Annotated in this window: 24 protein-coding genes and 1 riboswitch; of the genes, 11 read left to right on the top strand and 13 right to left on the bottom strand. The window is 66.6% G+C overall.

Annotated elements, in window-relative coordinates:
* Window position 1: 1 nt before the first annotated feature.
* From LXE91_RS08970 to LXE91_RS08960, 3 genes are read right to left on the bottom strand one after another with little or no spacing between them, the layout of a single operon-like run.
* On the bottom strand, window positions 2-1,360 hold the full coding sequence (locus tag LXE91_RS08970; RefSeq protein ID WP_039361237.1) for an MFS transporter: 1,359 nt from the start codon (window positions 1,358-1,360) through the stop codon (window positions 2-4).
* Window positions 1,357-1,587: a DUF2783 domain-containing protein gene (locus LXE91_RS08965; protein ID WP_039361239.1), complete on the bottom strand. Its 231-nt coding sequence runs from the start codon at window positions 1,585-1,587 to the stop codon at window positions 1,357-1,359. Before LXE91_RS08965 ends, LXE91_RS08970 begins: the two co-directional genes overlap by 4 nt.
* A 28-nt stretch (window positions 1,588-1,615) precedes the next feature.
* On the bottom strand, window positions 1,616-3,277 hold the full coding sequence (locus LXE91_RS08960; protein WP_039361240.1) for an FAD-dependent oxidoreductase: 1,662 nt from the start codon (window positions 3,275-3,277) through the stop codon (window positions 1,616-1,618).
* Between the two features lie 361 nt (window positions 3,278-3,638).
* Between LXE91_RS08960 and LXE91_RS08955 the strand changes: the two genes are divergently transcribed.
* Entirely contained in the window at window positions 3,639-4,442 is an 804-nt protein-coding gene (locus LXE91_RS08955) for an EAL domain-containing protein (RefSeq protein ID WP_039361242.1), read from the top strand.
* A 204-nt stretch (window positions 4,443-4,646) separates the two neighbouring features.
* Here LXE91_RS08955 and LXE91_RS08950 read toward each other — a convergent pair whose 3' ends face one another.
* Together LXE91_RS08950 and LXE91_RS08945 are read right to left on the bottom strand one after the other, a co-directional pair.
* On the bottom strand, window positions 4,647-5,057 hold the full coding sequence (locus tag LXE91_RS08950) for a GFA family protein (RefSeq protein WP_039361245.1): 411 nt from the start codon (window positions 5,055-5,057) through the stop codon (window positions 4,647-4,649).
* Window positions 5,058-5,194: 137 nt separating this feature from the next.
* Window positions 5,195-5,986 (bottom strand): IclR family transcriptional regulator, encoded by a 792-nt coding sequence (locus LXE91_RS08945; RefSeq protein WP_039361247.1) that lies wholly within the window; start codon window positions 5,984-5,986, stop codon window positions 5,195-5,197.
* A gap of 410 nt (window positions 5,987-6,396) precedes the next feature.
* Here LXE91_RS08945 and LXE91_RS08940 point away from each other — a divergent pair, with 410 nt between their 5' ends.
* Window positions 6,397-7,584 carry an acyl-CoA dehydrogenase gene (locus LXE91_RS08940; protein ID WP_039361249.1) on the top strand — a complete coding sequence of 396 codons (1,188 nt, stop codon included), beginning with the start codon at window positions 6,397-6,399 and terminating at the stop codon, window positions 7,582-7,584.
* 150 nt (window positions 7,585-7,734) lie between these two features.
* Here LXE91_RS08940 and LXE91_RS08935 read toward each other — a convergent pair whose 3' ends face one another.
* On the bottom strand, window positions 7,735-8,373 hold the full coding sequence (locus tag LXE91_RS08935) for a peroxiredoxin (RefSeq protein ID WP_039361250.1): 639 nt from the start codon (window positions 8,371-8,373) through the stop codon (window positions 7,735-7,737).
* Window positions 8,374-8,458: 85 nt separating this feature from the next.
* On the opposite strand from LXE91_RS08935, the gene LXE91_RS08930 reads away from it, so the two are divergent.
* The 4 genes from LXE91_RS08930 (at window position 8,459) to LXE91_RS08915 (ending at window position 9,993) form a co-directional block, all read left to right on the top strand.
* Window positions 8,459-8,671 carry a hypothetical protein gene (locus LXE91_RS08930; protein ID WP_152683221.1) on the top strand — a complete coding sequence of 71 codons (213 nt, stop codon included), beginning with the start codon at window positions 8,459-8,461 and terminating at the stop codon, window positions 8,669-8,671.
* A gap of 19 nt (window positions 8,672-8,690) precedes the next feature.
* Complete coding sequence (locus LXE91_RS08925) at window positions 8,691-8,993, top strand: ElaB/YgaM/YqjD family protein (RefSeq protein WP_006494044.1); 303 nt, start codon at window positions 8,691-8,693, stop codon at window positions 8,991-8,993.
* Between the two features lie 123 nt (window positions 8,994-9,116).
* On the top strand, window positions 9,117-9,506 hold the full coding sequence (locus LXE91_RS08920) for a phage holin family protein (protein WP_039361254.1): 390 nt from the start codon (window positions 9,117-9,119) through the stop codon (window positions 9,504-9,506).
* Window positions 9,507-9,549: 43 nt separating this feature from the next.
* Window positions 9,550-9,993, top strand: coding sequence for a DUF3318 domain-containing protein (locus tag LXE91_RS08915; protein ID WP_039361256.1), 444 nt, complete (start codon window positions 9,550-9,552; stop codon window positions 9,991-9,993).
* A 57-nt stretch (window positions 9,994-10,050) separates the two neighbouring features.
* On the opposite strand, the gene LXE91_RS08910 is transcribed toward LXE91_RS08915, so the two are convergent.
* The 7 genes from LXE91_RS08910 to glyA form a co-directional block, all read right to left on the bottom strand.
* Window positions 10,051-10,497: a type IV pilin protein gene (locus LXE91_RS08910; protein WP_052760097.1), complete on the bottom strand. Its 447-nt coding sequence runs from the start codon at window positions 10,495-10,497 to the stop codon at window positions 10,051-10,053.
* Window positions 10,494-10,955 (bottom strand): hypothetical protein, encoded by a 462-nt coding sequence (locus LXE91_RS08905; RefSeq protein ID WP_039361544.1) that lies wholly within the window; start codon window positions 10,953-10,955, stop codon window positions 10,494-10,496. The genes LXE91_RS08910 and LXE91_RS08905 overlap by 4 nt, the downstream gene beginning before the upstream one ends.
* Before the next feature lie 200 nt (window positions 10,956-11,155).
* Window positions 11,156-11,989 carry a PilW family protein gene (locus tag LXE91_RS08900; RefSeq protein ID WP_039361261.1) on the bottom strand — a complete coding sequence of 278 codons (834 nt, stop codon included), beginning with the start codon at window positions 11,987-11,989 and terminating at the stop codon, window positions 11,156-11,158.
* On the bottom strand, window positions 11,979-12,368 hold the full coding sequence (locus tag LXE91_RS08895; RefSeq protein ID WP_220497419.1) for a type IV pilus modification PilV family protein: 390 nt from the start codon (window positions 12,366-12,368) through the stop codon (window positions 11,979-11,981). Before LXE91_RS08895 ends, LXE91_RS08900 begins: the two co-directional genes overlap by 11 nt.
* 17 nt (window positions 12,369-12,385) lie before the next feature.
* On the bottom strand, window positions 12,386-12,949 hold the full coding sequence (locus tag LXE91_RS08890; protein ID WP_039361265.1) for a GspH/FimT family pseudopilin: 564 nt from the start codon (window positions 12,947-12,949) through the stop codon (window positions 12,386-12,388).
* Between the two features lie 153 nt (window positions 12,950-13,102).
* Complete coding sequence (nrdR, locus tag LXE91_RS08885; RefSeq protein WP_006476792.1) at window positions 13,103-13,582, bottom strand: transcriptional regulator NrdR; 480 nt, start codon at window positions 13,580-13,582, stop codon at window positions 13,103-13,105.
* Between the two features lie 6 nt (window positions 13,583-13,588).
* A complete protein-coding gene (glyA, locus tag LXE91_RS08880) occupies window positions 13,589-14,836 on the bottom strand; it encodes a serine hydroxymethyltransferase (RefSeq protein WP_039361267.1) in 1,248 nt (415 codons plus the stop codon).
* Between the two features lie 137 nt (window positions 14,837-14,973).
* Window positions 14,974-15,074: riboswitch (ZMP/ZTP riboswitch) on the bottom strand.
* 180 nt (window positions 15,075-15,254) lie between these two features.
* On the opposite strand from glyA, the gene LXE91_RS08875 reads away from it, so the two are divergent.
* From LXE91_RS08875 to tolA, 5 genes are all read left to right on the top strand, one after another.
* Window positions 15,255-16,001 carry an SDR family NAD(P)-dependent oxidoreductase gene (locus LXE91_RS08875; protein WP_039361269.1) on the top strand — a complete coding sequence of 249 codons (747 nt, stop codon included), beginning with the start codon at window positions 15,255-15,257 and terminating at the stop codon, window positions 15,999-16,001.
* 100 nt (window positions 16,002-16,101) lie between these two features.
* Window positions 16,102-16,587 carry a tol-pal system-associated acyl-CoA thioesterase gene (gene ybgC, locus LXE91_RS08870; RefSeq protein WP_039361271.1) on the top strand — a complete coding sequence of 162 codons (486 nt, stop codon included), beginning with the start codon at window positions 16,102-16,104 and terminating at the stop codon, window positions 16,585-16,587.
* Between the two features lie 130 nt (window positions 16,588-16,717).
* Complete coding sequence (tolQ, locus tag LXE91_RS08865) at window positions 16,718-17,395, top strand: protein TolQ (protein WP_021157170.1); 678 nt, start codon at window positions 16,718-16,720, stop codon at window positions 17,393-17,395.
* A gap of 10 nt (window positions 17,396-17,405) precedes the next feature.
* Window positions 17,406-17,855, top strand: a complete 450-nt coding sequence (tolR, locus tag LXE91_RS08860) for a protein TolR (protein WP_011351075.1) — start codon at window positions 17,406-17,408, stop codon at window positions 17,853-17,855.
* The gene (gene tolA / locus LXE91_RS08855) at window positions 17,852-18,907 is read left to right on the top strand and encodes a cell envelope integrity protein TolA (RefSeq protein WP_039361274.1); all 1,056 of its coding nucleotides are present in this window, start codon (window positions 17,852-17,854) and stop codon (window positions 18,905-18,907) included. Before tolR ends, tolA begins: the two co-directional genes overlap by 4 nt.
* The last annotated feature ends 35 nt before the right edge of the window (window positions 18,908-18,942 follow it).

Below are 18,942 nucleotides of genomic sequence, written 5' to 3'. Positions count from 1 at the left end.
CTCAATTCATGGCGGCGTTCGGCGCCTGCGCATCGTTGCGCCGCGTGACGCCGGCCAGTCCCAGCACGAACAGCGCCGAGCACAGCACGGGCACCGCGGCCGCATGGAACAGCGCGCCGTTGGTCCAGTTCAGCGCAATCAGTTGTCCGCCGACGAGCGGCCCGAGCACCGAGCCGATCCGGCCGATGCCGAGGCTCCAGCCGATGCCCGTCGAGCGCAGCGACGTCGGGTAATACTGGCCCGCGAGCGCGTTCACGGCCGGCTGCCCGCCGACCACGCAGAACCCGCCCGCGAACACGACCACCAGCAGCCACGGCAGTGCATGCGCGACCGACCCGATCAGCCCCACCGACACGGCCGCGCACGCGAAGCATGCAAACAGCACGCGCACGAAGCCGTAGCGTTCGATGAACCAGCCGAGCGACAGCGTGCCGATCACGCCGCCCGTCTGCAGCACCGTGCCGACGATCACGGCCGTGCCCGGCGAATAGCCCGCGTCGCGCATCACGGTCGGCAGCCAGTTCGACAGGAAGTACAGATCGATCAGGTTCATGAAGCTGATCGCCCACAGCAGCAGCGTGACCGGCAGGCGGCCATGGCGGAACAGCTCGGCCACCGGTGCGCCGGTCGCGGCGCGCTCGCGTACGACGAGCCGCGTATTCGCATCGATGCCGGCTTGCGGCGCGAACCGCGCGAGCCAGTCGCGCGCCTGCGCGACGCGCCCTTTCAGCACCAGGAACTGCAGCGACTCGGGCAGCCGCGCGAGCATCGCGATCGTCAGCACGAGCGGCACCGCGCCGCCGACGAAGAACACCGACCGCCAGCCGAGCGCCGGAATCAGCGCGGCGCTGATGAAGCCGCCGATCGCCGCGCCGAGCGTGAAGCCGCACGACACCATCATCATCCGCTTCACGCGATGCGCGGCCGGGCTGAACTCGCCGACCAGCGCCATCGCGTTCGGCATGATGCAGCCGAGGCCGAGGCCCGTGACGAAGCGCAGCGCCATCAGCACCGGGATCGAACCCGCGAACGGCGTCGCGAGCATCGTTACCGCGAAGAACAGCGTCGAGCCGATCAGCACCGGGCGCCGCCCGATCCGGTCGGCCAGCACCGACAAGCCGAGCGCACCGAGCAGCATCCCGAACAGGCTCGCACTGAACACGGGCCCAAGCGCCTGCTTCGGCACGCCCCATTCGGCGATCACGCTCGGTGCGACGTAGCCCATTGCCTGCGCATCGAAGCCGTCGATCACGAGGCACAGTCCACATAACACGAGCAGCATCCAGTGGAAGCCGGGGCGATGGGTCTCGTCGATCACGCGCTCGACTTCGAGCACGCGCGTATCGGCCGCCGCGTTCACTGCGCCACCTCGGCGGTCGGATGCACGGGCGGCGTCACGCCCTGGCGCGCGAGCGCCATCGCTTCGCGCAGCACGTCGGCGTCGCCGATCTGGTTCGCGAGAAGCAGGATCAGCTTCGCGTTGACGAGCTGGCTGTCTGCGTCGGACAGGTCGCGATGCATGTCGATCAGCGCTTCGTAGAACGCGTCCGGGTCGGCCAGGCGCGGGCGGGTGTCGAGTGGGGGCATGACGGAGTCTCCGGTGTCTTTATCGTTTTCAGCATGCGCAGGTCGCGCGCGCCAGCGCATCGGCCAGCGCCTGACGCTCGAGCGTGCGCATCCGCGCGCAAACGTGCTGGTCGGGACGCAGCAGGTAGAACGTGCCGGGCTTTCCGTCGTAGCGCCGTGCAGCAAGGCCGTCGACGTCCTCCACGACGTCGACACCCGCGACCGGCTGCGCATGCCCGGCCGGCACGACGAGCACGGGCCGCACCGGCAGCGCGAGGCCGTCGAGCGCCTGCGCGAGTGCGGCCGCATCGCCCGGCAACCCGAACAGCACGCCGGTGAAGCCGCTGCCCAGGTGCTGCAGCAGCCAGCCCGACGCGCCCTGCGTACGTACCGGCGCATCGGCCGCCGCCGCGCCCGGCGGCATCGCGCCCGCGAACGCGTCGCCGTTGCGGTCCGGCGTGTTCAGCGGCGAATCGGCCAGCACTGCCGGCACCGACAGGCGGCCGCTGTTCACGAGCTTGCGCGCGAATTCGCAGTCGCGTGCGAGCTTCAGCGTCGCGTCGCGGAACACACGCGACACCGGGCTCTTCGGCGTGATGAAGTCGGTCGAGCGCGTCGAGTTGCGGATGTTCTCGTCGGCCGCGAATTCACGCTCGCTCGCATACGTGTCGAGCAGGCTGTCGGCCGACCGGCCGTCGAGCACGAGCTTCAGCTTCCATGCGAGGTTGTCGGCGTCCTGCACGCCGCTGTTCGCGCCGCGTGCGCCGAACGGCGACACGCCGTGCGCGGAATCGCCCGCGAACAGCACACGGCCGTGCCGGAACGACTCCATCCGCTGGCAGCGGAACGTATAGACGCTCACCCATTCGAGCTCGAACTCGACGTCCGGCCCGAGCAGCGCACGCACGCGCGGGATCACGCGCTCCGGCTGCTTCTCGGCGACGGGGTCCGCATCCCAGCCGAGCTGGAAGTCGATGCGCCATACGTTGTCGGGCTGGCGATGCAGCAGCACCGACTGATTCGGGTGGAACGGCGGGTCGAACCAGAACCAGCGCTCGGTCGGAAACTCCGCCTTCATCTTCACGTCGGCGATCAGGAAGCGGTCCTTGAACGTGCGGCCGTGGCTTTCGAGGCCCATCATCGTGCGCATCGGGCTGCGCGAGCCGTCGGCCGCGATCACGTACTGCGCGCGCAGCGTCGCGACGCCGTCCGGCGTCTCGATCGTCAGCACCGCATGTTCGGCCGACTGGTCGATGCCCGTGACCTTGTGCTTCCAGCGGATATCGATATTCGGCAACTCGAACGCGCGATCGGCCAGGTAGCCTTCGACGTAGTACTGCTGCAGATTGATGAACGCGGGGCGCGCATGCCCTTCCTCGGGCAGCAGGTCGAACGCATAAAGCTGCTCGTCCTGCAGGAACACCTTGCCGACATGCCAGCTCACGCCCTTGTCGACGAAGCGCTCGCCGCAGCCAAGCCGGTCGAAGATCTCGAGCGTGCGCTTCGCGAAGCAGATCGCGCGCGAGCCGGTCGACAGCGTGTCATCGTCGTCGAGCAGCACGACGCTCACGCCCTGCTGCGCGAGGTCGATCGCGGCCGCGAGGCCCACCGGGCCCGCGCCGACAACGATCACCGGGTGAACGGTCGTGTCCTGCGCACGCGGGTGGTATTCGAACTTCAGCGTCTGGTAATCGATGCTCATGGTCGCCATCCGCGCTTCAACCCTGCCGGGCGCGGGCCGATACGCCCATCCCGCCCGTCGCCTGCCGGCGCGCCGCGCCGCTCTCCCGCGTGCCATTCCTGTCAACCGCCACGTCTCGCTCCTTGCTTCCTGTTGATTCGTGAACGGCGCCGTTTCTCGGCGCCCGCATGCCGCATTTCTTGATCGGCGACAAATCTTGGATTTACGAATGGTAAAACCAATTACGAATAGTGAAATAAACGTAAACCCTAGGCGAAGCGTCGACGACGGGATAACCATATGAGCGAAACGCCAAGCCGAGCTTGGCCGGCGCTGCTAATATCAAGCTACGAGGCGACCCGTTCGGCCGCCGTTTTTCCTTCTTACGCCGATGATTCCGCCCACCATTCCCGAGCTGGTCGCCCGTGCCGGGCAACTGCCGTATCTGCGGGATCACCTCACGCTCGCCGATGGCGGCACCGCAAGCGCGAACCTGCCCGAGCGCACGCTCGGCAGCGCCTACGAACCGATCTACGACGTGACGATGCCCGGTGCGCCGCAATCGACGTCGTTCGCCGACGCGATCGAGCGCTACGGCGACGAGCTCGGCTTCCAGGCCGTGACGGTCGTCACGGGTGCAGCGCACGATCCGGTCGACTCGGCCGTCGACGACCAGACACTCGTCGCGATCGACCGCCTGTCGCGCGCGCTGCACGCGATCAACTTCTTCGGCGCGCAGCGCCACGGGCTGTTGTTCCTGCGTGTGCACGAACGGCTGCTGAAGAGCGTGAAGTACGACCACGGCAAGCATTTCTCGTCGGTGCTGCAGCGCTTCGGGCTGCCGGCCGAGCGCGTCGTGATCGAGCTGCCGGCGGTCGCGGTCGCGCACAAGACCTTCCTCGGCTACCTGACCCGCAGCTACCAGCATCACGGCTTCAAGGTCGCGGACAAGCTGCCCGACCCGGGCCGGATCCTCGCGGTCGAATCGGACATGGCGCGCCCGGACTACATCAAGATGGATGCGGGCATCGCGTTGCGCGACGGGATGGTCAAGGCGCTCGTCGCTTATGCGCAGCGCGTGCGGATTCCGCTGATCTTCGACGGCGTCGTCGATGAAACGCAGTGCGAGCTGCTGCGGCAGTACGACGTGCGGTTCATGCAGGGGCCCGTGTTTGCGAAGGTCGTGACGGCCTGAGCCTCGGTGGATGAGGGGCGCCGCACATGCGGAGCGTCATGTGCCGAAAGTGGAATGCAGGTGATGTAACGGGGAATCGGGCCGCGTGGCTTGCCTCGTCGTCCGATGCCCGGCGGTGTGTTGCCCGCCTCGTCAAAAGACCGGCTTCGCGGGAACGTGCGCGCCTCGTTTCCGGCACCGTCGATGTCGGCGCTTACCTACCGCTTACGCCCTTCCATCATCATCGTACTTGGGCAGATCGTCGTCGATCTCGATGCCCGGGAAGCGATCCCCATACCAGACATGCCAGGCCGGACGCAGCCGTGACGGCTCGTCGAGCGTCGCGTAATTGATCTCGACCGTCCGGGGAGCATCGCTGAGCCGGTATTCGAGCTGCGCGCCGCAACGGCCGCAGAAGCGCCGCTCGCCCCACGCGCTCGACGCATACACCGTCGGCTCGCCTTGCAGGTATTCGAACGCGTCGATCGGCACCGATGCCGACGCGACGACCGCCGCGCCGGTCGTGCGCTGACAGAGCCGGCAGTGGCAAAAACCGGCATCGGTCGGAACATGGGTGATCCGGTACCGGATCGCGCCACATGCGCATCCGCCTTCCATCGGTTCTGTGTGAGACATGGCGAGCCTCTTCGTCGGTGAGCTGGCGAACGATCATGCGCGCGGTTCGTCCGTGGCACAACCGGCCGCGGCATCGTGCTCGTATGCTGCCGGACCGTAACCGCGACGCCCCCCCCCTTGCCGTTCACGCCCCTCGCTCAGGCCGTCTGCCCGAGCCGCTGCGCGAGCGCCTTCAACTTCGGCCCGACCTGCGTACGGAACACGTCCTCGTCCATCGACGATGCGGGGCCGCTGCAGCTCAGGATCAGCCAGCGCCCCTCGCGCGGCTCGCGAAACGGGACGGCCGCCGCGTTGACGTCCATGTGCCACGCCCGGAACGAATAGCAGCAGCCACCCGCCGAGAACTCCGCCACCGCCTGCTGCGCGGCGGCGACGAGCGCATCGGCGTCGGCCGCGCCGCCGGCCGCACGATGCAGCTCCGCATAAAGCTGGCGGCGCACGTCTTCCGGCTGCACGGCCAGGTACGCGCGCCCCATCGAGCTCGTCAGCATCGACAGCCGCGAGCCGGGCGCAAGCCCGAGCGTCAGCGCCGTCTCGCTGCGGATCGTCTCCAGGTAGATCATGTCGAGCCCGTCGCGGCAACCGAGCGACACGGCCGCGCCGATGTCGCGCGCGAGCGCCTGCATGTGCGGCCGCGCAAGGTCGATCGTGCCCGAGCCCGACAGCAGCGCGTAGCCGAGCGACAGCACGCCGGCGTCGAGCGCATACTTTCCGAGCGTCTCGTCGTAACGCAGGTAGCCGAGCACGGTCAGCGTGTAGGCGAGCCTGTTCACCGTCGCCTTCGGCAGCCCGGTGCGCTCCGCGAAGTCGCGGTTGCCGAGCATCGTCTCCCCGGGCCGGAATGCACGCAGCAGGTCGAGCCCGCGCGCGAGCGCGACGACGAACTTGCGTTCGTCGATCGTGGTTTCGTCGATGGTTGAAAGTGTCATCTGGTGCTACACTAGGTTCGATTTGCAAAACATTGTTCCGCACAGCGGAACTTCCGTCAAGCAAACTCTCAGGCAACAAACCCGGCTGAATCAGGGACCGACCGTAAAGCATGAGGTCCGGGGGAAGCGCTGAAGTGCTGACTTGGGTTGACTGCAAAGCGTGGGATCTGAGCAAGCGCTGAAGGGCTGACTCGGGTTGACTGCAAAGCGTGGGCTCTGAGCAAGCGCTGAAGTGCTGACTCGGGTCGACTGCAAAGCATGGGACCCGAGCAAGCGCTGAAGTGCTGACTCGGGTCGACTGCAAAGCATGGGACCCGAGCAAGCGCTGAAGTGCTGACTCGGGCCGACCGCAAAGCATGGGACCCGAGTAAGCGCTGAAGCGCTAACTCGGGCCGACAGGAGATGAGACGATGAGTGCTGCAACTTTTCATTGGGACGATCCGCTGCTGCTCGACCAGCAACTGACCGAAGAAGAGCGAATGGTGCGTGATGCCGCACAGGCGTACGCGCAGGACAAGCTCGCACCGCGCGTCACCGAAGCGTTCCGCCACGAACGCACCGACGCCGAAATCTTCCGCGAGATGGGCGAAGTCGGCCTGCTCGGCCCGACGATTCCCGAGGAATACGGCGGCCCCGGCCTCAACTACGTGAGCTACGGCCTGATCGCCCGCGAAGTCGAGCGCGTCGACTCGGGCTACCGGTCGATGATGTCCGTGCAGTCGTCGCTCGTGATGGTCCCGATCCACGAATTCGGCTCCGACGCGCAGAAGCAGAAATACCTGCCGAAACTCGCCACCGGCGAATGGATCGGCTGCTTCGGGCTGACCGAGCCGAACCACGGCTCCGACCCGGGCAGCATGGTCACCCGCGCGAAAAAGCTGCCCGGCGGCTACTCGCTGTCCGGTGCAAAGATGTGGATCACGAACTCGCCGATCGCCGACGTGTTCGTCGTATGGGCGAAGCTGGAAGAGAACGGCAAGGACGCGATCCGCGGCTTCATCCTCGAGAAAGGCTGGAAAGGCCTGTCGGCGCCCGCGATCCACGGCAAGGTCGGGCTGCGCGCATCGATCACCGGCGAGATCGTCCTCGACGAGGTGTTCGTGCCGGAAGAGAACCTGATGCCGAACGTGAGCGGCCTGCGCGGCCCGTTCACGTGCCTGAACTCGGCGCGCTACGGGATCGCATGGGGCGCGCTGGGCGCCGCCGAGTCGTGCTGGCACACCGCGCGCCAGTACGTGCTCGACCGCCAGCAGTTCGGCCGGCCGCTCGCCGCGAACCAGCTGATCCAGAAGAAGCTCGCCGACATGCAGACCGAAATCACGCTCGGCCTGCAAGGCGTGCTGCGCCTCGGCCGGATGAAGGATGAAGGCACGGCGGCCGTCGAGATCACGTCGATCATGAAACGCAACTCGTGCGGCAAGGCACTCGACATCGCCCGGCTCGCGCGCGACATGCTCGGCGGCAACGGTATCTCCGACGAATTCGGCGTCGCTCGCCACCTCGTGAACCTCGAAGTGGTCAACACGTACGAAGGCACGCACGACATCCACGCGCTGATCCTCGGCCGCGCGCAGACGGGCATCCAGGCATTCTTCTGATCATCCGGATGCGGCGAGCGCGGCAACCGCGCCACGCCGTGCTCGCGCAAAAGACACGGCCCGCCCGGCAGTCATGCCGGGCGGGCCGTGTTCCATCGGATCCGCGCGCCGGGCCGCCGGCCCGGTATCGCGCTCATGTGCAGCCGACGCTTACTTGTTCGGCTGCGGCGTGAGGCGCAGATACGGACGCACCGCGTTGAAGCCCTTCGGGAAGCGCTTCTTCAGCTCTTCCGGATCCTGCAGCGACGGGACGATCACGACGTCGTCGCCATCCTTCCAGTTGCCGGGCGTCGCGACCTTGTAGTTGTCGGTCAGTTGCAGCGAGTCGATCACGCGCAGCACTTCGTCGAAGTTGCGCCCCGTGCTGGCCGGGTACGTGATGATGAGCCGCACCTTCTTGTTCGGGTCGATCACGAACAGCGAACGCACCGTCAGCGTTTCGTTCGCGTTCGGGTGGATCATGTCGTACAACTGCGAAACCTTGCGGTCCGAATCGGCGATGATCGGGAAACCAACGACCGTCGACTGCGTTTCGTTGATGTCGTTGATCCAGCCCTTGTGCGACTCGACACCGTCGACCGACAGCGCGATAACTTTTACATTGCGCTTCTCGAATTCGCCCTTCAGCTTCGAGGTCAGCCCGAGTTCGGTCGTGCACACCGGCGTGTAGTCGGCCGGATGGGAGAACAGGACACCCCAGCCGTCACCCAGCCATTCGTGAAACTTGATCGGGCCCAGGCTCGATTCCTGCTCGAAATCCGGTGCGATGTCGCCAAGACGCAGACTCATGATGTTCCCTCCTCGAACGATGCTGGTTGAAACCGCGCCCGGGTCGGCGCGGGAAAGTCTGTCAGCTTACGGGAAGCAATGCGGCATGCGAACGATTATTCCGTTTGATATTCATACTTTTTTGTCATTTTTGCCTGGTGCCGGTGCCGGACAGGCGGCCGCTGGGAAACTTTTCACCCCGTTTGCCGCTCTGTTGATGATTACAAGTCGTTTACCATGCGGTCTTGCACTGCCGTTGTGTGTCTTCCCGGCTCGCCAGCAGGCAGGCGTTTCGCTACGATGTGAACCTGCAGCATGACAGCACGAAGGGAGTTGCAATGTCGGAAATCAACAAGGAGAAACTGATGTCGGATATCAAAACCGTTCTCTCGGACGCCGAAGACCTGCTCAAGCAAGCTGCGAGCAGCACGGGCGACCGTGCGGCCGAGCTGCGCGAGAAAGCCATGTCGCGCCTCAAGCAGGCCAAGGAAAAGGCAGCCGACGTCCAGGTCGTCGTGGTCGAAAAAGGCAAGAAGGCCGCACGCGCGACCGACGATTACGTGCACGAGCATCCGTGGACGTCGATCGGCGTCGCCGCGGGCGTCGGCGTGCTGATCGGTCTGCTGATCAACCGCAAGTAACGCGCTCTGCGCTGTTTCGTCCCGTGGGCCGCGTCGCGCGGCTTGCGGGCGTCGAAGCCAGCCGGCGGTTTCCGCCTGCCGGCTTTGTCCTGGCTGCACACTGCACGCGCACGCACCTTACCCATGACGACAGACACCACCTCGCAGCCGTCCGGCCAAGGACCGCTGCGCCGCCTCGTCGGCTCCGCGATCGGCCTTCTGCAAACGCGCCTCGAACTGGTAGGTATCGAGCTTGCCGAGGAGAAGGAGCGCCTGATGGGCGTGCTGTTCCTCGGGCTCGCCGCGATGATGCTCGCCACGATGGCACTCATCAGCCTGACCGTGCTCGTCGCGATCGCGTTCTGGGATACCTACCGCTGGCAGTCGCTCGCGGCGATCACCGCGCTGTATGCCGCGAGCGGGATCGCATGCGCACTGAAGGCCCGCTCGGGCCTGCGCGCCGCGCCGACCGTATTCGAGGCGACGCTCGCCGAACTCGAGAAAGACCGCGAGCTGTTCCGCGGCAAGCCGTGAACGCAGTCGCGCTCACCCCTCCCACCTACTTCGCCGACGCGCCATGAGCCAGAACGTCACGGGCAATTCACCCCGCTCCCATTCGTCGCGATCGAACTGGAGCGCGTCACAGCATCGCGCGCTCCGCAAGGAACTGCTGATCCTGCGATCCGAAGTCGAGCGGCTCGAACTCGCGGAAGCCGCCGGCGAAATGCGCCAGGCCGTCACGCGCTTCAGCTGGCTCAAGGTGTTCATCCCCGGCCTGTCCAGCAACAAGTTCAGCCAGTCCGCCAAGAACCTGAACGCGAGCCTCGGCCAGCTCGTCAACCAGTATCCGATGCTGAGTTCGCTCGCATCGCTCGTGCTCGCCAAACCCGTTCGCTCGCTGCTGCGCGCGAGCGCGGGCCCCGCACTGAAGTGGGGTACGCTCGGTTTCGCGGCATGGGAGGTCTACCGGATCTGGAAGCAGTCCCGAGACGAGCGTGGTCTCGACACCCAAGACGACTGACCGTCGTCGGCATCCTGCGCGCACGGCCAGGCGCCGTGGCGCGCCTTTCCTCCGAGCTCAACGCGCACCCCAGCAAGCCGCGACCTGTCCGTCGGAGCCGTCACTTCGCACGTTGCCTTTCGTGCCGTCCGAACGCAGCGTGAATGCGCCGCACGCATCGTCGCGCATCAGTCCGGTGTCGAGCGGGATGGCCGCCAGGTCATAAGTCACCGGCGAATCGTCGCGGTCCGGCCGCTTCAGCGCCAGTCGATAAACCACGCGCCCGTCCGGCGGCGCTTGCGCGAGCGCCGCCGGCAATGCCGAGGGTGGCACACCGTCCAGTGTTTCGAGATATTGGGCCGCGCGGTACAACGCGGCGACCGCCGACGCGCGATGAACGCGCACGACATGCTCTCGATACGACGGGATGCCCCATCCGGCCAGCAACGAGACGATCGCGAGCACGATCATCAACTCGATCAGCGTGAATCCCGCCGAGCGGTACACGCACGCGCGACCGTTCATCGCAGCACCGTCGCGACGCGACGCCAGTGCAGGGCGACGACGTGGCCATCACGGATCGCGACCTGGTGCTGCAGCCAGACTGCGCTTAATGCATGCGCACCGACGCCACGCGCGGTGACGACGTAAGCGCGGCCGCCGGCCGGCCCCGCCCCGCGCCACGCTTCGATCAGGCATCGCGGCGGTTGAACGGCCATCGGCCATCCGGCGAACGGCGCGAACGCTTCGGCGCCCCCCAGCGCCGGCATGCGCCGCCACGCGTCGGGCTCCGCGAGCGACTCGCCTTCACTCATGTACGGCGCCGAGCCCCGGCGCAATCGCGCGGTGCACGCTGCCAGCGCGGCGTCGGCCGCGTGGAATGCGACCAGCCGATCGGATAACGCGCGCGTGCGGCGCGATTCCGTCAGTGCAGCTTCGAACCACGTGCCGGTCAGCGCCGCCACCGCTGCGCCCACCGCGATCACCGCAGGCAATGCGAGGCCCGCGTCGCGACGCCAATCGCGGCCGGCTGACCGCAAGCGTATGTGTGGCGCGTGCTGGCTCGCGGGTTGGACTTTCGCACCTGCAGCCTGCCGCGGACCGTCACAGCGTGTTTCGATTCGCCCATGCATGTTGCGTATCGCGACGCACCGCGACTTCTCCCGCGCCGGCCCCGTTCCACTCATCGCGGCACCCCGGGTTCATCCGTGACATCAAGCGACGTATCGTCGAATGTGTGTGCAGCATTGCGCAACCCGACGATGCGATCGAGCGTCAGACGCCCGCGGCCGTCTTGCGCAACGATCGTGCGGCCGTCGCAGTCGACGTGCCGCTCCGGCTCGCCCGTCGGTTCGCCGCGCGCCCGCACGCAGACATGCACGGCCACGACATCGCGCCAGTCGTCGCCGCGCAAGGCATCGGCATCGACGAACTGCGTGCCGCCGCGGCGAAGATAGCGCACCCGCAACTGATCGATTCCCGACACGACCGGCTGCGGCGTGCCCGGACGGCCGCTTCCTTCGCAATACAATTCAGGCTCGCCCGTCGAAGGGCTGGTGTGCACATCGAAGCGGTTCTCCACCGGCGCACGATCGCCGGACACGCCGACACCCTGCCCGAGGCAATCCGACACCTGGCCGCTCGCGGTGAGCCACGTCGATACGGCATCGCCGACATACCGGATCAGCAACGCGTCCGACGCACCGCGCACGGGCTCGCACCGTACCTGCGCGCCCTCGCCCCTCACACGCGCCATCGAACAGCCGAACACCGGTGGCAACGACGACACGCGTTCCATGTCGAGCGGCCGAAATCCGGCCATCTGGATCTGCTGGCCGATCAGCATCAGTGCGGTGCCGGCAGCATCGCGCATCCGGAACCCGTCATCCGCGCGCCGCTGTGCGACGCGCTGCGCGTGGTACAGCGCACCGGCCGCCGCGAGCACGAGCAGACCGACGGTCATCGCGATCAACACTTCAAGCAACGTATGCGCACGCATGCGGCGATCAGCGTCCATCGGCGCCAGCCCCCCGATACGGAATCCGGACGCACGACGGCGGCTGCGCCGAGCGTCCCGCCGCTTCGCATCGCGGCCCGGTGGCCGCATTGCCGCCGCGCCAGCCGACAACCGTGTAGCGAATGCCATCCGGCCCGTCACCGCGCGTCATCGTGCCGCCGGGCAGCGAAGCCGCGGCCCGCGTCGCGAGGCCATCGTCGGCCTGCGCAGCGACGTGCAAGCGCTCGATACGCGCATCGGCCAGCCAAAGCGCGCGCTCACGCCAGATCGTCGCGCGCTGCTCACGCGCCATCGCAAACTGGCTGCCCGCTACAGCCAGCATCACGGTGGCGAGCAGCGCGATCGCCAGCATCGCTTCGATCAGCGACGTGCCGCGCATTGCATTGCGCATGGCCCTCACGCCGCGTCACAACGGCCGGCGACAACTCGCGCCCGGCCGCCTGCCGCGATTCGTACGCAACGCGATGCATGCGCGTCGTCCGCCCCCGGAACGTCGCGTCGCGGACGCAATTCGAAGCGCCGGATGCCACCGATTGCCTGACCAACCGGCGGTGCGAACGCGAGATCGTGCGCGGCTCCCGCGACGGCCACTTCGCCATCGCGCGGATAGCGCCGCAGCACGCGCGACTGCCCGTCGACCTGCCCGCTGACGATCCAGTCACACGACCATTCAGCCGTGTCGCACCGTTCACCCGCACGTAGACAGGCGCTACCACTACCGGCCCGGCACAGCGTGACGCGCACGCCGAGACGCGTCGCCTCGGTACGTGCAAACGACAGCGCACCGAGCAACATGCGCGAGCGTGCATCCACGCGTTCGCGAATGCGCCATTGGTCGAACGCAGGTGCGGCATAAAACGTGAGCCCGGCCGCCAGCGAGATGGCGACCATCAGTTCGACGAGCGTGAATCCGCCCGCGCGTCGCAATACATTTTTCAGGGGGTGAGCGTGCAGTCCCATCGCCGTCGTCCTTCGCCAAGGTGATGCGACGACTGTAGCGACACGTGCGGACACGCACCATTTGCCGAACGGCTGACTGGCGGCATGCGATCGCGACCGACACAATCGGCGCGAATTGACTCAACGGAGAAGACGATGAACGGACGCAGCGCGTCAGCGCTTACGTGGAGTCTTGGCGGGAGAGGCACGACGGAACTCTTCGATCACGTCGGCAAATTCGGAAACGTCCTCGAACCGGCGATACACCGATGCGAAGCGGACATAAGCGATCGTATCGAGGCCGCGCAACTCGTTCATCACGAGTTCGCCGAGCTTCTCGCTACGCACTTCGCGCTCGCCGGTCGCGAGCAGTTGATATTCGATGCGGGCAACCGCCGCGTCGATCGCGTCGGCAGCAACCGGCCGCTTGCGCAGCGCGAGTTGCATGCTGGCGACGATCTTGCGACGGTCGAATTCCGTGCGGCTGCCGTCCTTCTTCACGACGAACGGCAGGGACAGCTCGACCCGCTCGTACGTCGTGAAGCGCTTGTCGCAAGCCGAGCAGCGACGGCGCCGCCGGATCGCGGCGCCATCTTCGGACACGCGGGAATCCACGACCTGCGTGTCGTCATGCCGGCAGAACGGGCAGCGCATCGTCGATCAGCGATAGACCGGGAAACGCTTCGTCAGCTCGGCGACCTGCGCGCGCACGCGCTCGATCGTCGCTGCATCTTCCGGGTTGTCCAGCACGTCCGCGATCAGGTTGCCCACCTGCTCCGCTTCCGCCGGACCGAAGCCGCGCGTCGTCATTGCCGGCGAGCCGAGACGAATGCCGCTCGTCACGAACGGCTTTTCCGGATCGTTCGGGATCGCGTTCTTGTTCACCGTGATGTGCGCCGCGCCCAGTGCCGCTTCCGCAGCCTTGCCCGTGATGTTTTTAGCACGCAGGTCCACCAGCATCACGTGGCTTTCCGTGCGGCCCGATACGATCCGCAGGCCACGCTTCACCAGCGTTTCTGCCAGCACGCGTGCGTTCTCGACCACCTTCTCCTGGTACGCCTTGAACTCCGGCGACAGCGCTTCCTTGAACGCCACCGCCTTGCCCGCGATCACGTGCATCAGCGGGCCGCCCTGGATCCCCGGGAAGATCGCCGAGTTGATCGGCTTCTCGTACTCCGCCTTCATCAGGATCACGCCGCCGCGCGGGCCGCGCAGGCTCTTGTGCGTCGTCGTCGTCACGAAATCCGCGTGCGGCACCGGGTTCGGGTACACGCCTGCCGCGATCAGGCCCGCGTAGTGGGCCATGTCGACCATCAGGTATGCGCCGACCGACTTCGCGATCTTCGCCAGGCGTTCGAAATCGATCTTCAGCGAGAACGCCGACGCGCCCGCGACGATCAGCTTCGGCTTGTGTTCCTGCGCGAGCTTCTCAGCCGCTTCGTAGTCGATGTCTTCGTTTTCGTTCAGGCCGTAGCTCACCACGTTGAACCACTTGCCCGACATGTTCACCGGCGAGCCGTGCGTCAGGTGGCCGCCGTGCGCGAGGCTCATGCCCATGATCGTGTCGCCCGGCTTGAGCATCGCGAAGAACACACCCTGGTTCGCTTGCGAACCCGAGTTCGGCTGCACGTTCGCGGCTTCCGCGCCGAACAGCTGCTTCACGCGGTCGATCGCCAGCTGCTCGACCACATCCACGTATTCGCAGCCGCCGTAGTAGCGCTTGCCCGGATACCCTTCCGCGTACTTGTTCGTGAGTTGCGAACCCTGTGCGGCCATCACCGCCGGGCTCGTGTAGTTTTCCGACGCGATCAGCTCGATGTGATCTTCCTGGCGGCGGTTTTCCTGCTCGATCGCGGCAAAGATTTCGGGATCGACGTTCGCAATGGTGCTTTGGGCTCTGTCAAACATACGGTTTCCGTTAAGTGTGTACAGGTTGACCGGAGCGGCCGAGTACGGTGCGCTGCTGGCGGGACCAGCTCGACGTGGCGGAAGAATCCGTATGACGCGAGGCAGGACAGCCACCGGCGATGCACGCGACGGCGCACAACGGCTGCCCAGGCGAACGGCAAAAACGGCGCCCCGCGCTTCACGGTGGGATGCTCCACCTTGAACCCGAAGGGTTCTATCGCCAGTCACGCGGGGGTGATGAGCGCATTAGTGTATTGGATGCGTCATGAATAGGCAACCGCACGGCAGTGCGCCGGAAGCAATTGGGGCCAGACTCTACGCGCCCGTGCGGGAACGCTGTGCCGCCTTGCCGCGGTGCGGCAATCTCAGTAGGCTTGCGGGATATCACTCGCTATTTTGTCATCCACCAGGAGCAGCAATGATCGTGTTCGTCACAGGCGCGTCCGCCGGCTTCGGCGCCGCCATCGCCCGTGCCTTCGTCACGGGAGGCCACCGCGTCGTCGCGACCGCGCGCCGCAAGGATCGTCTCGATGCACTCGCCGCCGAACTCGGCGATTCCCTTCTGCCGCTCGAGCTCGACGTACGCGATCGCGCGGCCGTCGAGGCCGCGCCGGCCGCCCTTCCCGCCGAATTCGCGGCGCTCGACGTGCTCGTCAACAACGCCGGCCTCGCGCTCGGCGTCGAGCCGGCCCACAAGGCCAGCCTCGACGAGTGGCACACGATGATCGACACGAACTGCACGGGCCTCGTCACGGTCACGCACGCACTGCTGCCCGGCATGATCGATCGCGGCCGCGGCCACATCTTCAATCTCGGGTCGGTCGCGGGTTCGTACCCTTATGCGGGCGGCAACGTCTACGGCGCAACCAAGGCTTTTGTCAGACAATTCAGCCTGAACCTGCGCGCCGACCTGCTCGGCACGCCGCTGCGCGTCACCGACGTCGAGCCTGGCCTGTGCGGCGGCACCGAATTCTCGAACGTCCGCTATCGCGGCGACGACGCCAAGGCGGCGAACGTCTACAACAATGTCCAGCCGCTCATGCCCGAGGACATCGCCGATGCGATCTACTGGATCGCGACGCGCCCCGCGCATGTCAACGTCAATACGATCGAGCTGATGCCGGTCGCGCAAGCCCCCGGCGGCCCGACCGTCCACCGCGGCTGAAGCCACGCGGGCCCGGCCCTCGGGCCGGCCCGCAGTGTGCTACGGCATACTACATTCCGTTACGAATCGGTTACGAATCAGGCCCTTGGCTTCCGGTAGAATGCGCGCCATGACCCAGCCTACCCGCTCCCCGGAAGCGCCGTCCGGCTTCATCTGGCCGGTGCGCGTGTACTACGAGGATACCGACGCAGGCGGCATCGTCTTCTATGCCAACTACCTGAAGTTCTTCGAACGCGCCCGCACCGAGTGGCTGCGCGCATGCGGCATCGACCAGCGCCAGCTCGCCGACGATACCGACGCGATCTTCGTCGTCCGCAGCACGTCGCTCGACTACCGCGCCCCGGCGCGACTCGACGACACACTGGCGATCACGAGCCGGCCCGGACGCATCGGCCGTGCATCGGTGGAATTCACGCAGGAAGCCTGGTGTGGAGACACGCTGCTCGTGGCCGGACACATCCGCCTCGGCTGCGTCGACCGTACCGGCATCCGGCCCGCGGCCATCCCGCCGGCCGTGCTCGACGCGCTGCAGCGCGGGCCCGTCATCAACGACGGGCAGACTGCACTGTCAACGAAGCTCGCATGAGCGCCGTTTAGACAAAGCCTATGAACTTGCCTTTCTGATTCGATACTAAGCAAGGTTCGGCGCCAGGCATGGCCGACGCGCCGCGCCACACGCATACCGGGCGCCCCGAAGGGACGTTACTCAAACCTCTATGAACACTTCTCAAGACCTGTCGATCATTTCCCTCGTCCTCAACGCGAGCGTGCTGGCCCAGGCCGTGATGGGGCTGCTGCTGCTGCTGTCGCTGATGTCGTGGACCTTCATCTTCCGCAAGTGGTTTGCGATCCGCCGCGCACGCGCGCAGACCGAACGCTTCGAGAAGGATTTCTGGTCGGGCGGCGACCTGCAGGCGCTGTACCAGAGCGCCGCCAACAACCGCCACACGATCGGCGCGCTGGAGCGGATCTTCGAATCGGGCATGCGCGAGTTCCTGAAGGCGAAGGAAAAGCGCATCAGCGATCCGGGCCTCGTGCTCGACGGTGCGCGCCGCGCGATGCGCGCGTCTTTCCAGCGTGAGATGGACGTGCTCGAAGCGAACCTCGCGTTCCTCGCATCGGTCGGCTCGGTCAGCCCGTACATCGGTCTGTTCGGCACGGTCTGGGGGATCATGAACTCGTTCCGCGGCCTCGCGAACGTGCAGCAGGCAACGCTCGCGAACGTCGCGCCGGGCATCGCCGAGGCGCTCGTCGCCACCGCGATCGGCCTGTTCGCCGCGATTCCGGCGGTGGTCGCGTACAACCGCTACGCGCACGACATCGACCGCCTCGCGATCCGCTTCGAGACCTTCATCGAAGAGTTCTCGAACATCCTGCAGCGTCAGGCCCAGTAAGGAGCGCGCCATGGCAGGAAGTCCCATCCGATCCAGCATGCGCGGCGGCCGCTCGCGCCGCGCAATGGCCGACATCAACGTCGTGCCGTACATCGACGTGATGCTGGTGCTGCTCGTGATCTTCATGGTCACCGCACCGCTCGTCGCCCCGTCGATCATCAACCTGCCGACCGTCGGCAACGCCGCGCCGCAGGAGCAGACGCCGCCCGTCGTCGTCAACATCAAGGCCGATCGCACGATGAGCGTCAAGTACAAGGGCGACTCGGGCGCGACCCAGGAAGACACGATGACGAAGGCCGAGCTCGACAGCTTCATCGTGGCCCGGCAGGCTGACCATCCCGACCAGCCGGTCGTGATCGCGGCCGACAAGACCGTGCAGTACGATGCGGTCATGACCGTGATGTCCGATCTGAAGGCGCGCGGCGTCAAGCGCGTCGGCCTCCTCGTCAAATCGCAATGAACCGGCAGCAATCCACGCGCAGCTCCGCCTACCCGCCTCAGCCTCCCCGCGAGCGCGGCACCTGGCGCGCATTCGCGCTCGCCGCGCTGATGCACGTGCTGCTCGCGCTGTTTCTGTATCACGGCGTACAGTGGCAGAACAGCACGCCGGCCGGCGCCGAAGCCGAGCTGTGGACCGAAGTGCCCGATGTCCCCGCACCGCGGCCCGTTGTCACACCCGCGCCGCCCGTCAAGGTCGCGCCGCCCCCTCCCCCGGTGCGCGACGAGCAGGCCGACATCGCACTGCAGCAGAAGAAGCGGCAACAGGAAGCAGCCGCGCGTGAAGCACTGCTCGAACAGCAGCGCCGCGCGCAGCAACTGAAGGCCCGGCAGGAAGAGGAAACTCGGCGCGCACAGCTCGCGGCGCAGCAGGCAGCCGCGCTCGCCGCGCAGAAGGCCGCGGAGCGCGACAAGCAGAAGCAGGCCGACAAGCTCAAGCAACAGCAGCTCGCAGAGCAGCAAAAGCTCGAACAGCAGAAACTCCAGCAGCAGAAGCAGGCGCAACTCGAAGCGCAGCAGGCGGCGAAGGCGAAAGCCGACGCGGCCGCGAAGGCAAAGGCGGAAGCCCAGGCCAAGGCGAAGGCCGAAGCCGCGGCACGCGCGAAGGCCAGCGCGGCAGCGAACGCGAAGCTCGACCGCGAGCGCAGCGCACGCCTGGCACAGATGCAGGGCCTGTCCGGCGCCGGTGAAGGCGGCGGCGAAGGCCTCGCGAAAAGCGGCACGGGCACGGGCTCAGGCGGCAATGCCGCGACGCCCGGCTATGCCGACAAGGTGCGCCGCCGCGTCAAACCGAACATCGTTTGGGGCGGCGAGCGATCAGGCCTGACCACCGTCGTCAAGATTCGGTGCACGCCGTCCGGTGACGTATTGAGCGCATCGGTTTCCCGCTCCAGCGGGAATTCGGGGTGGGATCAAGCCGTGGTGAATGCGATCCACGCGTCGGTCCCGTTGCCGCCCGATTCTAACGGTCATACCCCGTCGGACATTACGATTACCTTCAAGGCGGCGGAGTGAAAAGAAATGCGCTTACACTCCGGGCGTCGCTGTCG

The sequence above is a fragment of the Burkholderia contaminans genome, assembly GCF_029633825.1.
Classification (GTDB): domain Bacteria; phylum Pseudomonadota; class Gammaproteobacteria; order Burkholderiales; family Burkholderiaceae; genus Burkholderia; species Burkholderia contaminans.
The sequence above is the reverse complement of the archived record's forward strand: the minus strand, read 5'-3'. Positions and strand labels throughout refer to the sequence as shown.